Annotated in this window: 8 protein-coding genes; 2 read left to right on the top strand and 6 right to left on the bottom strand. The window is 69.1% G+C overall.

Translation table 11 applies throughout. The features are described from left to right. Positions 1 to 23: 23 nt before the first annotated feature. The 3 genes from ACWC5C_RS40680 to ACWC5C_RS40670 form a co-directional block, all read right to left on the bottom strand. Complete coding sequence (locus ACWC5C_RS40680; protein ID WP_450884174.1) at positions 24 to 1,760, bottom strand: protein kinase family protein; 1,737 nt, start codon at positions 1,758 to 1,760, stop codon at positions 24 to 26. Between the two features lie 110 nt (positions 1,761 to 1,870). Continuing rightward, positions 1,871 to 4,228: a murein biosynthesis integral membrane protein MurJ gene (gene murJ, locus ACWC5C_RS40675; RefSeq protein WP_450884172.1), complete on the bottom strand. Its 2,358-nt coding sequence runs from the start codon at positions 4,226 to 4,228 to the stop codon at positions 1,871 to 1,873. A 48-nt stretch (positions 4,229 to 4,276) separates the two neighbouring features. After that, positions 4,277 to 6,607, bottom strand: coding sequence for a DUF6049 family protein (locus ACWC5C_RS40670; RefSeq protein WP_450884170.1), 2,331 nt, complete (start codon positions 6,605 to 6,607; stop codon positions 4,277 to 4,279). A gap of 179 nt (positions 6,608 to 6,786) precedes the next feature. On the opposite strand from ACWC5C_RS40670, the gene ACWC5C_RS40665 reads away from it, so the two are divergent. Beyond that, positions 6,787 to 8,277 carry a CCA tRNA nucleotidyltransferase gene (locus ACWC5C_RS40665; RefSeq protein WP_450884168.1) on the top strand — a complete coding sequence of 497 codons (1,491 nt, stop codon included), beginning with the start codon at positions 6,787 to 6,789 and terminating at the stop codon, positions 8,275 to 8,277. A gap of 18 nt (positions 8,278 to 8,295) precedes the next feature. On the opposite strand, the gene ACWC5C_RS40660 is transcribed toward ACWC5C_RS40665, so the two are convergent. The 3 genes from ACWC5C_RS40660 to ACWC5C_RS40650 form a co-directional block, all read right to left on the bottom strand. Then, a complete protein-coding gene (locus ACWC5C_RS40660) occupies positions 8,296 to 9,633 on the bottom strand; it encodes an MFS transporter (protein ID WP_450884166.1) in 1,338 nt (445 codons plus the stop codon). A gap of 136 nt (positions 9,634 to 9,769) precedes the next feature. Next, positions 9,770 to 10,852, bottom strand: a complete 1,083-nt coding sequence (locus ACWC5C_RS40655) for an inositol-3-phosphate synthase (protein ID WP_450884164.1) — start codon at positions 10,850 to 10,852, stop codon at positions 9,770 to 9,772. Between the two features lie 50 nt (positions 10,853 to 10,902). Further along, a complete protein-coding gene (locus ACWC5C_RS40650) occupies positions 10,903 to 11,499 on the bottom strand; it encodes a PadR family transcriptional regulator (RefSeq protein ID WP_385446067.1) in 597 nt (198 codons plus the stop codon). A 357-nt stretch (positions 11,500 to 11,856) separates the two neighbouring features. Between ACWC5C_RS40650 and ACWC5C_RS40645 the strand changes: the two genes are divergently transcribed. Beyond that, complete coding sequence (locus tag ACWC5C_RS40645) at positions 11,857 to 14,538, top strand: transglycosylase domain-containing protein (protein WP_450884162.1); 2,682 nt, start codon at positions 11,857 to 11,859, stop codon at positions 14,536 to 14,538. The last annotated feature ends 112 nt before the right edge of the window (positions 14,539 to 14,650 follow it).

Here is a 14,650-nt window from a genome sequence, read left to right as displayed (position 1 = left end):
CCGGTCGGCCGGCTGCCCTGGGGTCAGCCGGTGAACTTCACTTCAGTGATGGCCTGCTTGTAGCCAGGGTCGCTGTACTCGTCGCCCGGTGCGCTCGGCATCGCGGTCATCCAGACGAGGACGTAGCGGCTCTTCTTGGTGCCCTTGACCTTCAGATCGGACGTCGTGGTCGACGTACGGCCCGAGGCAAGCTTCGTGAACGAGGTGACGGGGTCCCCTGGCGACGCGGATGGTGCGAGGGAATCCGTTCCGTACAGTGAGACTTCCGTGTAGGGGCCGCTGAACCGAAGCGAGAGCGAGGCGCCACCGATCTTCTGCTCCGAGCCGAGGTCGTAGACGATGCCGACCCCCTGCTTGACGCTCGGGGCGAGCTGAGGGCCATCGAAGAAGCTGTTGGTACGCCAGGCAGTCGACGTTTTCCCGTCATGGGTGAGCTTGGCCTCGCCGGGGTGCTGCGCTGCGCCGTCCGGGGCGAACTCGGCGGCGTCCTCGATCGGGATCGGCTTGCTGGCAACCTGGCCGGGCTTGTCGTCGTCCTTCTGGCTGGTGGACTTGCCGGGGTCCGGGTTGTCCTCCTTCTTCAGAAGGGTGTCCGCGAGTTGCCAGCTGCCGAGGCCCAGTGCCGCGATCAGCAGGGCCGAGACGGTCCACTTGAGGGCCCTGCCGGTACGGCTCTGCAGCGGGGGCGGCGGAGCCATGGGGACCGCGGCGGGGCCCGCCGCGCGCGACGCGCCGCCGTGGGCGGGCGGCTGGCCGTAGCCCTGCTGGTACGTGGTGCGCTGGTACGCCGGAGAGGGCGTGAAGACGGGCTCGGGCGGCCGGATGCGCGGCATGGCCGCGACCGCCTTGGACAGCTCCTCAGGGGTGGTGCAGGGCTGGTCCTGGCGGGAGGCGGTGGCGCCGTCGTTGACCAGCGCGCGCATCGCCAGCTCGGACAGCCCTCGGTGGACTCCCGCGCGGACCTGGTCGGGGGCGATCAGGCCGACGCCCTTGGGCAGCCCGGAGAGGCCGTGGGCGTCCTTGTCGTACGGCCAGCGCTGGGTGAGCGCGGCGTACAGCAGGGCGCCGATCGACTCGGTGTCGGTGCGCTGCGGGTGTTCGGAGCTGATGCCGCGCAGCGCGGCCATGACGGCGAGGCCGCGGATGCGGTACTGGCCCGACTCCGTGCGGAGCACGGATCCGGGGTTCAGCCGCAGATGGGCCAGGCCTTCGCGGTGGGCGGCGGCCATGGCCTGGGAGACCTGGCTGACGAGTTGATAGGCGTCGTGCGGCTCGAGCGGCGCCGAGGCGAGCACGGTAGTCAGCTCGGTGGCGTCGGGAAGCCATTCGTGGACGACGTAGACGAGGTCGTTCTCCTCGACGGCGTCGAGTACCTGGACGAAGCGAGGGTCACCCAGCAGCGCCGCCGAGCGGGCGGCGGCCAGCACCGGACGGGCCCGCGGATGGTCTGCGGGAAGGACGTGAACGCCGACGGCCCGGCGCAGTTTCTCGTCCACCGCACGCCAACTGCTGAATCCGTCCAGTCGGGTGACGCACTCCTCCAAACGATAGCGTCTGGCCAACTTGTGGCCGCTATGTAGCTCGGGGGGATTTACGTCGGCCGCGGCACCTTTATCCCGGTTGCCCGCGGCCTCTGTTTCCTGACCGGTCTTCTGATGCGTCCCCGCCCCGTCGGCCGTGGCCTTTCCCGCCTCGGCGGTCAGCGACTCCTCGCCGTCGCTGTCGGCCACGTCGACGGCAGCCGTGCTCCGTTCCGCCACCGTCGTTCCTGCCTCCCCATCCGTTGCGCCTACTCCGAGCCAAGACAATTGTGCCCACAGTCCGCCGCTATGCACGACACACGATGACGGACGATGGTTGTGCTCAATGATCAGCGTCCGAGTCGTCCGCGCACCATACCGACCATGGCCGTCAGCTCATCAATGCGCATCCGTTTCGCAGCAATGTAGAAGACCGCGATAAGAACGAGACCTCCGCCCGCCAATGCGGCTAGGGAACCGGACATGCCGGACCCCAGCGCCTGAGTGATGGCATAAGCCGCCGCGCCGCTCAGCAGAGCGGCGGGGATGCTGGCGCCCACCAGGCGGGTGTAGGTGCGCACGACACGGCGGCCGTCGAGGTCGCCACCCAGTCGGTTGCCCAGTCGCTTCCAGGCCACGCCCACACCGGCGGCGTACGCCAGGCCGTAGGAGGCGGCCATACCGGCCACGATCCATTGAGTCGGGAGGAGGAAGTAGCAGAGCGCGGACGCGGCGCCGTTGACGGCGGCGACGATCACCGTGTTGTAGAAGGGGGTGCGGGTGTCCTCGTAGGCGTAGAAGCCGCGCAGGACGACGTACTGCACCGAGAACGGGATGAGCCCGAGGCCGAACGCCATCAGGATGTAGCCCATGTTCTGCGCCGTCGCCGTGCCCGAGGTGCCGAAGAGCAGGGTGCACAGGGGGACGCCGAGCGCTACGAAGCCGAAGGCGAGCGGGACGATGGCTACGGCGGAGGTGCGCAGGCCCTGGGAGAGGTCGTCGCGGACCGCACCGGGGTCGCCGTCGTGGGCCGACCGGGAGAGCCGGGGCAGCAGGGCGGCCATCACCGAGACGGTGATGATGGCCTGCGGCATGTTCCAGATGAGCTGGGCGCTGCTGTAGCCGACGAAGCTGGCTCCGGGGTGGCCCTGGTTGTCGGCGTCGGTGCCGGCCGCGGTGGCGAGCTGGGTCACCACGATGTTGCCGGCCTGGTTGGCGAGAACGAACAGCACGGTCCACTTGGCGAGCTTGGCGGCCTTGCCGAGGCCGTGGCCCCGCCAGTCGAAGCGGGGACGGAAGCGGAAGCCGGAGGCCCGGAGGTAGGGGAACATCGCCAGGGCCTGGACGGTGAGGCCGAGCAGGGTGCCGATGCCGAGCAGCCGCACGCCTTCGTCCGTGATGGTGCTCACGCCCATCTGGGAGGTGCTGAAGGTGCCGAAGACCCAGATGAAGAGGCCGAAGGTCGCGATGACGACGATGTTGTTGAGGACCGGGGTCCACATCATCGCGCCGAACTTGCCGCGGGCGTTGAGGATCTGGCCGACCACGACGTGCACACCCATGAAGAAGATGGTGGGCAGGCAGTAGCGGGCGAAGGCGACCGCGACCTCGTTGGCGGGCGGATCGTCCGCGATGGACGGCGACAGCATGCGGATCAGAGCCGGGGCCGCGAACATGGACAGGGCGACCAGGCCGGCGAGGGCCACCATCGCGAGGGTGAGCAGACGGTTGGCGTAGGCGATGCCGCCGTCCTTGTCCTCCTTCATCGCGCGTACGAGCTGCGGGACGAAGACGGAGTTCAGACCGCCACCGACGGTGAGGAAGTAGATCATCGCGGGCAGCTGATACGCGACCGCGTAGGTCTGGCCCAGGGAGGCGGCGCCGAGACCCGCGACGATCGCCATCTGCCGGACGAAGCCGGTCAGCCGGGAGACCAGGGTTCCGGCGGCCATGAGGGCGCTGGACTGGAGCAGGCTGGCCGCGCGGCCGGCGGAGCGCTTCGGGGCGGCCTCGGCCTTCTCATCGCTCTCAGGGGGGCCGGGCGGGCTCACCACCGGAGCGGCCATGGTGGGAGCACTGGCCGACGGGGGCACGGACTCGTGCCGCGCGGGCCCGGGTACCGGCGGCTGGCCCGGCGGGGGCACGGGCGGATAGCCCTGGGCGCCCTGCGGATACCCCTGGGCGCTCCGCGGGTCGTAGGGCTGCTGCTGGTCGCGGTAGAGGTGCGCGAAGGCGTCCTGCTGCGGCTGCTGCTCCCCCGGCCCGTAGCCGCCCTCGCTGTATCCCGTGGCGGTGGGCTCGGCCGCGTACTGCTGCTGGTACGGCTCCTGGGAGCCAGGTGCCACCGGCCACACCTGGGGGTCGGCGCCCTGTGGTGCGGCGGGCTGCTGCTGGTACGGCGTCTGCTGCTGGTAGCCGTTCTGCTGGGGGCCGGACCGGTCGTACAGCGGATCCGTCAGCGGGTCATGTCCGTACGCGTCCTGCGCCGGATAGGGGTACGGCGTGAAGCTGCCGGTCGCGTACGGGTCGTCCGCGTACGGGTCCTGCATGTAGTACTGCCCGTAGTCCTGGCGGGGATCGCTCGCGGGTGCCTGAGGGGAGTTGCCCAGGTATGGATCGTTCTGGTGCGGTTCCTGTCCATAGGGTTCCTGGGGCGCGTGGGGGGAAGGCGGCGGCATCCGCCGCTCACCGTCATACGGCGCGTTCATCGCTACCCCACCTCATCGTCCGCTGCGGCCGACCGGCCCCGGAATTGCTCAACGGTCCACTTTCTCACCCGCGCCGGACGCCCCGGCGCTTTGCGAACCGGTGTCCGGCGCCGGGTCACTCGGCTGCTCGGGCACGAGGGCGGGGGCGGGGTCGCTTCCGTCGGCCTCCGCGTCCGTCGCCTCGTCCTCCTCCGTGGCCTCGGTGTCCTCATCGCCGCTGTTCGCGGTGGCCGCCCGCTTGCGCTGGAGGTAGATCCGGATTCCGGCGAGGACCAGCAGCAGCACACCGCCCGCGATCACGAGGATGACGGTCGATGTGATCTCGGTGACATTCACCTCGAACGTCTCCTTGCCGCCGTACGGCTGCCCGTCCGGCGTGACCAGCTGGGCCGTCACCCACACCGGACCGTTCGCGTTGGCCGTGGTCCCGAATTTCACGGACTGGCTGTGTCCGCCCTCGACGTTGACCACCTGGGGCTCGCTGACCGCCAGGCGGTTTCCCTGCGGGGACGTGAGGACCAGCCGCAGCCGGACAGCCTGCACCAGGTTGTTCTGCACGGTCACCGGGATGGTCGCGCTCCGCCCGGACAGCGTCATGTCCGTCTTCGGGATCAGGCGCACCTTCTTGGTCAGCCCGGTCAGGTAGCGCTGGACGCCGTCGCGGAAGTGGGTGGCGCCCAGGGCGTTGCCCCGCCACGAGGTGGACATCTCCCGCCGGATCGCGTTGCCGAAGGGGGTGACCACCCGGTACTTGGCGGTGAGGATCGGCTCGAAGCCGCTGAGCGTGCTCTGCGTGGTGCGGATGTCCTCAAACGCCTGGGTCGGCAGCTCCTGGCGGCGGAGCGAACCGGGGTACGCGCGGGTGCTGGGCACGCGCTGGGTGGCGTTCGGGTCGGGCTTGGCCTTCGCGGCCTGTCCCAGGCCCAGCGGCTGGGTCCACTGCCCGGACAGGCCGTCCAGGGCCGCCGCCATGGCCTGCGCCTGGCTGGTGGTCGGGATGCGCTGCGGAGCCACGACGACGCTGCGCTGCCGGTCCGGCGCCTGAAGGTTGATCATCTGGCTCTGGGCGAGGAACCGCTGGATGGCGAGCGTGGAGTTGTCCGCCTTGGACATGTCGCCGGTGAAGGCCGTGGACAGCCGGGCGTCCGCGACCACCGCCGTGTTGCCGCCGCCGATCTGCCGGGCCGCGGTGGGGGTGTACGAGAGGTTGCCGGTCTCCCGGAGGCTGTCGCTCCGGGCGATGACGTTATGGGCGCCCGCGGAGGTGGCGACGTCGACGATCGAGGAGTCCACCGCGCCGTCGGCGGGCCAGGCGAAGTCGGTGCGCGGCTTCACCCCGAGGACCGTCTGCACGGTCATCGAGGCCAGCTCGGTGGCGTCCCGGAGGTGGCTGAGGGCGCCGGGGACGCTCGTGCCGTGGTGGGCGAGCGACGCGATGTCGGGGTCGGAGAACGGCAGGGCGACCACCTGCTGGCCCTCCACGGCCTTCTGCAGGTCGTTGAGCCACCGCTTGGCGACCGTCTGCCCGGTCCCCGCCGTGGTCCCGTCCCCGTGCCGCTTCTGGACCTCGTACTCCCGCGTCATCGCGTCGACCGTGGCGAGCAGATCGGGGTCGATCACCCAGGTGATGGGGAGGTTCTTCCCCAGGCTGACCATCTGCTGGAGCCGGCCGCCGGGGGCCAGCTCCGCCTTGAGACGGTCGTCACGGAAGATCGGTGTCCGGTCTTCGTCCGCGTCGGTGCGCGACGTCACATGGGGCGTGGAGATCAGCGGCCACAGATAGGTGAGCTGCGTCTTCTTGGACGGCGCACCCGACTGCCAGGGCAGGAAGGTGCGCTTGATGCCCAGCACCTGCTGCCAGGGGCGGCTCTGGGTCTGGCCGGTGAGGGAGACACCGAGCTGATAGACGCCGTCCTCCCCGAGGTGCAGCTCGTTCACCGGTATGGAGAGCGTGAAGTCCCGGCTGGCACCCGCGCCCAGCTTGCCGATCTTCTCGGTGTACTTGCCGCCGATCTCGGTGCCGTCGGCGCCCTGCTGGTAGCCGGTCCGCCGGGAGGCGCTGTCGATCGCGTTGCGGCCCTCCAGGGTGGGGCCGACGCGGAGGCCGACATGGGAGCCGGAGACCGTCGAACCGCTGTCGTTGGTGACGGTGCCGCTGACGGTGAGCGTGTCGCTCTTGGCCGGTGCGGTGGGCGTCAGCGAGGTGATGTCCACATCCACCGAGCCGGTGGGTTTGCCCGCCGCCTGGGCTGTGGGGGCCGCCGGGGCCTGCAGTACGCCCGCGAGTACGGGCGCCGCTGCGAGCAGCGCCCCGGTCCGCCGTAGCCATCGGCGGGCGCGAGAGGACGTCGTCTCCCGGAGGTCTGCCGCATCGGCCACGCGCTCGCCCGTCCCTTGTCGTCAGTGATCGTCAGTGGTCGTCGCAATGTGCGTCCACGAATGGTAACGATGCCCGCTGTGGCGAAGTGCTGTGGACAGCTCCACAAGATCGTCACCGTGATGGAACCGACGATCAACGTGGAGGCCCCGGGGCGCGCGGCCACGTACCCTGTTCTGTTGTGCCGAACGCCAACAATGACAGCCGATCCCCGCAGTCCACCAATGAGCTCAACCAGGTGCAGCGCCGTGCCGTGGCCGAACTCTTGCGGGTCTCTCCCGTCGCCGACGATCTCGCCCGACGCTTTCAGCAGGCCGGGTTCAGCTTGGCGCTGGTCGGCGGCTCGGTACGGGACGCGCTGCTGGGCCGTCTCGGTAACGATCTGGACTTCACGACGGACGCCCGCCCCGACGAGGTGCTGAAGATCGTCCGGCCCTGGGCGGACGCCGTGTGGGAGGTGGGCATCGCCTTCGGCACGGTCGGGTGCCAGAAGGAAGGACCGGGCGACAACGGGACACATCAGAACTTCCAGATCGAAATCACGACGTATCGGTCGGAAGCCTATGATCGGACGTCCCGGAAGCCCGAGGTGTCCTACGGCGAATCCATCGAGGAAGATCTGGTCCGCCGCGACTTCACGGTCAACGCGATGGCGGTAGCGCTCCCGCAGAAGGAGTTCATCGACCCGCACAACGGACTCGAAGATCTCGCCGCGCGGGTGCTGCGCACCCCCGGCACCCCGCAGGACTCCTTCTCCGATGATCCGCTGCGGATGATGCGCGCGGCGCGGTTCGCCTCCCAGCTCGACTTCGAGGTGGCGCCCGAGGTGGTCGCCGCGATGACGGCGATGGCCGGACGGATCGACATCGTCTCGGCGGAGCGGGTGCGGGACGAGCTGAACAAGCTGCTCCTCGGCGCCTACCCCCGGAAGGGGCTGCGGCTGCTGGTCGAGACCGGGCTCGCCGACTGCGTAGTGCCGGAGATCCCCGCCCTGCGGCTGGAGCGTGATGAGCATCACCGGCACAAGGATGTGTACGAGCACTCGCTGACCGTGCTGGACCAGGCCATGGATCTGGAGGAGAACGGGCCCGACCTGGTGCTGCGGCTGGCCGCGCTGCTGCACGACATCGGAAAGCCGAAGACCCGCCGCTTCGAGAAGGACGGCCGCGTCTCCTTCCACCACCACGAGGTGGTGGGCGCCAAGATGACCAAGTCGCGGATGACGAAGCTCAAGTACTCCAATGAGCTGGTGAAGGATGTCTCCCGGCTGGTCGAGCTGCATCTGCGCTTCCACGGCTACGGCACCGGTGAATGGACCGATTCGGCCGTGCGGCGCTATGTGCGCGACGCGGGGCCGCTGCTGGACCGGCTGCACAAGCTGACCCGCTCGGACTGCACGACGCGCAACAAGCGCAAGGCCATGGCGCTTTCGCGGGCGTATGACGGGCTGGAGGAGCGGATCGCGAGGCTCCAGGACCAGGAGGAGCTGGACGCGATCCGCCCGGACCTGGACGGCAACGAGATCATGAAGGTGCTCGGCATCGCTCCGGGGCCTCAGGTCGGCAAGGCGTACAAGCATCTGCTGGAGCTGAGGCTGGAGCACGGCCCCATGGACCGGGACGCCGCCGTCGAGGCGCTCAAGGAGTGGTGGGCGGCTCAGTCCCAGGGCTGACGCCGCGCCCCCGGCGCGTCACGTTTCACGTGAAACATCGATCCCCGTGCGTGTCCCGGGGCGGCGTTTCACGTGAAACATGAGCAGGGCGGCGGTCGCCGCGTAGAGCAGTGCCACCCCGGCCACCAGAACGGCCGATGCTCCATCCGGCGGCAGCATCAGGGCGGCCACTCCCGCGGCCCCCACAAAGGCGACGTTGAAGAGCACGTCATAGAGGGAGAAGATCCGCCCGCGGAAGTCGTCGTCGATCGCGGACTGGACGACGGTGTCGGTGGCGATCTTCGCGCCCTGGGTGATGAGACCGAGCACGAAGGCGGCGATCAGCATCGGTGCCGGTTCGAAGGGGAGTCCCAGGCCCGGTTCCAGGACGGCGGCGATCCCCGCGCACACCATCACCCAGTGCAGCTGGCCGTCCGGCCGGGAGGCGTCGAGCGACGACAGTTTGCTCACCGCCCAGGGGGTGATCACCGCCGCGGCGAAGAAGCCCGCGCCCGAGACGCCGACCGCGATGCCGAGGAGCGCCAGCCCGCCCGACTCGTCGTCGGCCCATGCGTACCGGCAGAGCATCAGCACGGTGACGGTGAGGGCGCCGTAGCAGAAGCGCATCAGCGTCATCGCGGTCAGGGCGATGGTGGGATCCCTGCGCTGCAGGAGATGGCGTACCCCGGCCACCAGCCCGCGGGTCGTGCTCACCAGGGCGGCCCCCAGGTGCGGTTGCAGGGCCGCCGGATCGGGCCCCAGCAGGCCGGAGGGCATACGGAGCGCCGAGAGCCCGGCGAGGAGGTAGAGCGCGGCGCCCAGCAGGACGACCAGGGCGTCCGAAGAGGAGCCGCCCGGGCCGGAGAGCCGGACCACGAATGCCACGCCACCGCCCGCGGTGGCGGCGAGCGTGCCCGCGGTCGGTGAGAGGGAGTTGGCCATGATCAGGCGCTCCTGGCTGTCCACCACCCGTGGCAGCGAGGCGGCAAGGCCTGCCAGGACGAAGCGGTTGACCGCCGTCACCGACAGGGCGGAAACGTAGAAGAGCCACTCCGGTACCTGGGCGAGGACCAGGATCGCGGTTCCGGCGGCCAGCCCGGAGCGCAGCAGATTGCCGTGGAGCAGGACCTGGCGGCGGCGCCAGCGGTCCAGCAGCACTCCGGCGAAGGGGCCGAGGAGGGAGTAGGGGAGCAGCAGGACGGCCATGGCGGAGGCGATGGCCGCGGCGGACGTCTCCTTCTCCGGCGAGAAGACCACATAGGTGGCGAGTGCGACCTGGTAGACACCATCGGCCGCCTGGGACAGCAGGCGGACGGCCAGCAGATGGCGGAAGTCGCGCAGTTGCAGCAGCACGCGGAGATCACGCACAACGGGCATGACGCCACCTTCACACACCGCGCGGGCCTCCGGGGGGATTCCCGGAGGCCCGTGATCAAGCGGCGGAGATCAGCGCCGCACGGCGCACTGTCCTGGCGCGCCGTCCTGGCTCAGTGCCGAGGATCGGTGCCCTGGCTCAGCGCTCGACCTCACCCTTGATGAACTTCTCCACGTTCTCCCGGGCCTCGTTGTCGAAGTACTGCACCGGCGGCGACTTCATGAAGTACGAGGAGGCGGAGAGGATCGGGCCGCCGATGCCGCGGTCCTTGGCGATCTTCGCGGCGCGCAGCGCGTCGATGATGACGCCCGCGGAGTTCGGGGAGTCCCACACCTCGAGCTTGTACTCCAGGTTCAGCGGGACATCGCCGAACGCCCGGCCCTCGAGGCGCACGTACGCCCACTTGCGGTCGTCCAGCCAGGCCACGTAGTCCGACGGGCCGATGTGGACGTTGTCGGCGCCCAGGTCGCGGTCCGGGATCTGCGAGGTGACGGCCTGCGTCTTGGAGATCTTCTTGGACTCCAGGCGCTCGCGCTCGAGCATGTTCTTGAAGTCCATGTTGCCGCCGACGTTCAGCTGCATGGTGCGGTCCAGGATGACGCCCCGGTCCTCGAACAGCTTCGCCAGAACCCGGTGCGTGATGGTGGCGCCGACCTGCGACTTGATGTCGTCACCGACGATCGGCACGCCCGCCTCGGTGAACTTGTCCGCCCACTCCTTGGTCCCGGCGATGAAGACCGGGAGCGCGTTGACGAAGCCGACCTTGGCGTCGATGGCGCACTGGGCGTAGAACTTGGCGGCGTCCTCCGAGCCCACGGGCAGGTAGCAGACCAGGACGTCGACCTGCTTGTCCTTGAGGACCTGGACCACGTCGACCGGGGTCTCGTCGGACTCGTCGATGGTCTGCCGGTAGTACTTGCCGAGGCCGTCGTACGTGTGGCCGCGCTGGACCGTGACGCCGGTCGACGGCACGTCGCAGATCTTGACGGTGTTGTTCTCGCTGGCGCCGATGGCATCGGAGAGGTCGAGCCCGACCTTCTTCGCGTCCACGTCGAAGGCGGCGACGAACTCCACGTCACGGACGTGGTAGTCGCCGAACTGCACATGCATCAGACCCGGCACGCGGGTGTCCGGGTCGGCGTCCTTGTAGTACTCGACGCCCTGCACCAGTGACGCGGCACAGTTGCCCACACCGACGATGGCTACACGAACCGAACCCATTCCGGTTGCTCCCTGTGTGTACTTGACGAAGCCCTGCGGGGTGCGGGGCCTCACTTGGCGGTGTCATCGGGCTCGTCGCGCTGGTCGCGCCCGGCCCGCTCGCTCTCGATCAGCTCGTTCAGCCAGCGGACCTCGCGCTCCACCGACTCCATGCCGTGTCGTTGGAGTTCGAGGGTGTAGTCGTCCAGCCGCTCGCGGGTGCGGGCCAGGGAGGCCCGCATCTTCGCCAGGCGCTCCTCCAGGCGGCTGCGCCGCCCTTCGAGCACGCGCATCCGTACGTCCCGCGACGTCTGTCCGAAGAAGGCGAAGCGGACGCCGAAGTGCTCGTCCTCCCATGCGTCCGGGCCGGTGTGGGAGAGCAGCTCCTCGAACCGCTCCTTTCCCTCCGCTGTCAGCCTGTAGACGATCTTCGCCCGGCGGCCGGCGAGGGTGGCCGCGACGGCCTCCTCGGAGGCGTTTCCGGGCTCCTCGATCAACCAGCCGTTGGCGACGAGCGTCTTGAGACAGGGATAGAGGCTGCCGTAACTGAACGCGCGAAACACCCCGAGCGAGGTGTTGAGGCGCTTTCGCAGCTCATATCCGTGCATCGGGGACTCGCGGAGCAGGCCGAGGATGGCGAACTCGAGGATGCCTGAGCGTCTGCTCATCGCCCGCCTCTCCTGTCTCCTGGGGCCACTATGCCGAGCTGATGTATCGACTCGATACATCCAGACGATAGATCCGGGATGCCGGTGGGACAAGAGCGGCCACGGTGAACGGCGTCACATCACCGGTTCGTGGGACTCAACCGGAGCGTTATGGAGTGAAGGCGCCGAGGAGACAAGATTTGGCCGTGCGTACTCTGTTCGCCATGCAGACCAAAGGGAACCGTGTGACGCTGTCCTGCGTCCTCGTCCTGGAGGCAGTGCGTCCGGTTGCCAGGTGTGGCCGGATCGCACATCGGGGGGACCGGAAGCCACCTGCCGCTTTCAGGCGATAGCGCCTGCCCGAGGAGTAGTCGTTCCATGAGCGAGCACCGTCGCAAGCCGCCGCAGCCCCAGGGCGGCGGCCGAGCAGCGGCCCGGCGTGCCGGACAGCAGTCGTCCGGCCGTCGCGCAGCACCACCGCACAACGCCGCCGCCGCCGAGTCGGGCTCGGCCTCGCATGGGGACGAGCGTTCCCACGGCGGCAGGGCCGAAGCCCGGCGCGCCGCGCAACGCGGCGGCGGAGGAGGCCGGAGAAGAGACCCAGGCGCCGGTGGTGCCGGTGGTGCCGGCCGCGGTGGCGGTCGGCGGGGCACCGGCGGTGGCCACGGACACGGTGCGGGCGGCGACGGGCCGTCCGGCAAGAAGCGGTTCATCGACTACCCGCGCGCGGGCAGGACGGGTGGCCGCCGCTGGGTCCCGTCCTGGCGGCTCGTCACGGGGACCTTCATCTTCTTCTTCGCGGCGATCCTCAGCGCCGTGGGCATCGGGTGGATGATCGTCGACGTTCCCACCGCGCAGGCCGCGTCGCAGACCCAGAAGAACGTCTACTACTGGGCCGACGGCAAGCAGATGGTGGTCTCGGGCGGCGGTGACCTCAACCGCCAGATCGTGCCGCTCAACAAGATCCCCCAGTCCATGCAGAACGCGGTGATCTCCGCCGAGAACGCCAGCTTCTACGACGACTCGGGCGTCGATCCGATGGGTATCGCGCGCGCCGTCGTCAACATGGCGCGGGGCGGTGACACCCAGAGCGGGTCGACCATCACCCAGCAGTTCGTGAAGAACACGTACCTCGACCAGTCGCAGACGGTGACGCGAAAGCTCAAGGAGCTGTTCATCTCCGTCAAGGTCGGCACGGTCGAGAGCAAGGACTACATCCTCGCGGGGTACCTCAACACCGCGTATTACGGCCGTGGCGCCTACGGCTGCCAGGCGGCGGCCCGCGCGTACTTCGACAAGGACTGCGAGAAGCTCGACCCGAGCCAGAGCGCATTCCTCGCCGCGACGCTCAACGGGCCCAACCTGTACGACCCGAACGGTGGCTACGGACCGTCCGCGAGCGCGAAGGCCAACACCAAGCGGGCCACGGACCGCTGGTCGTGGATCCTCAAGCGCGAGGTCCAGGTGGGCCGGCTGCCCAAGGACAAGGCCCAGTACTGGCTGAACAAGGGCTTCCCGCCCACCAAGAGCCCGAAGGTGGCGACGAACAAGCAGGGCCAGATCGGCTATCTCACCGACCTCGCCGACAACTACGTCGTCGCGAACACCGACATCTCCAAGACGAAGCTGGACAAGGGCGGCTATCAGATCCATACCACCTTCGACCGTAAGAAGATCGCCCAACTGAAGGGCGCGGTCAACAAGGTGACGAAGGAGAACATCAAGCCGAAACAGCGCGACGTGGATAAATTCGTGCAGTTCGGCGGTGCCTCGGTGGAGCCCAAGACGGGCAAGATCAAGGCCATCTACGGTGGCAATGACGCGCTGGAGCACTATCGCAACAACGCGGACTACACCGGTGTCCAGGTGGGCTCGACCTTCAAGCCCTTCGTGCTGGCCGCGGCGATGAGGGACGGGGTCCGGGACCGCAACGGGCCGCGTGACCAACCGGACGCGGAACGCACCAAGGTCTCCCCGGCGAGTGTCTACGACGGTGACAACAAGCTGACCCTGCGCGACTACGACGGATCCGTCTGGACGGACCGGAACAACCAGGAGTGGCACCAGAGGAACGACGGTGACGAGGACAAGGGCAAGATCAACCTCCGCACCGCCATGCAGTACTCGGTGAACACGCCCTTCATCCAGCTGGGCATGGACGTCGGCACCGACAAGGTGCGGGACGCGGCCCTGGACTCGGGCCTCAGCAAGGAGCAGCTGGCCACGATCACCCCGACGTTCTCCCTCGGCACCTCCGCGCCCAGTGCGATCCGGCTCGCCGGGGCGTACGCGACCTTCGCGGCCAGCGGCCAGCAGGCCGACCCGTACTCGGTCGAGCGGGTCGAGGACAAGGACGGCGAGGTCTACAACCACAAGAAGGAAGACGCCAAGCTCAAGCAGGCCTTCGACGCGAACGTGGCGAACAACGTCACCGACGTGCTGAAGAACGTCATCCAGCGTGGCACCGGCACCTCGGCGAAGATCGGCCGCCCGGCGGCGGGCAAGACCGGAACCACTGACCAGAACAAGTCGGCCTGGTTCGCCGGTTACACCCCGCAGCTGTCCACGTCGATCGGCATGTGGCGGGTGGACGACCGGGCCAAGCGGCAGGTCTTCCGCTCCATGCGCGGGGTGGGCGGTCAGGAGACCATCCACGGTGCGTCGTACCCGGCCGAGATCTGGGCCGACTACATGCGTGAGGCGATGGCGGGCCAGCCGGCGAAGGACTTCCCGGCGGCCGGGCCGATCGGTGACAAGGTCTACGGCGAGAACGCGAGCCCGACGCCGACGACCCAGAAGCCGACCCAGACGCCGTCCACGACCCCGTCGCAGACGCAGTCCCCGACGCCGTCCCAGACGCCCTCCGGCAGCCCCACCCCCACACAGTCGTGTGATCCGCTGGACTTCGACTGCCAGGAGAACGCCGGCGGCGACAACCAGGGCAACGAGAACGAGGGCGGCGAGAACGCGGGCCCGGGCGGGCCCTCACCCTCGCCGACCACGGAGCCACCGGGCGGCGGGATCTTCGGCGGACCGTCCGGTTCCCGCAAGGACGAGTAGTCCCGACCTCTCGCACACCGAATCGGCGGCCGCGCCGGAGCACCCGCTCCCGCCAGCGCCGCGCCGACGGGTCGTCCACGCCGAGGACCTTCGCCGAGTCGAGGAGCGTGGC

Source organism: Streptomyces sp. NPDC001700, assembly GCF_053596435.1.
The sequence above is the reverse complement of the archived record's forward strand: the minus strand, read 5'-3'. Positions and strand labels throughout refer to the sequence as shown.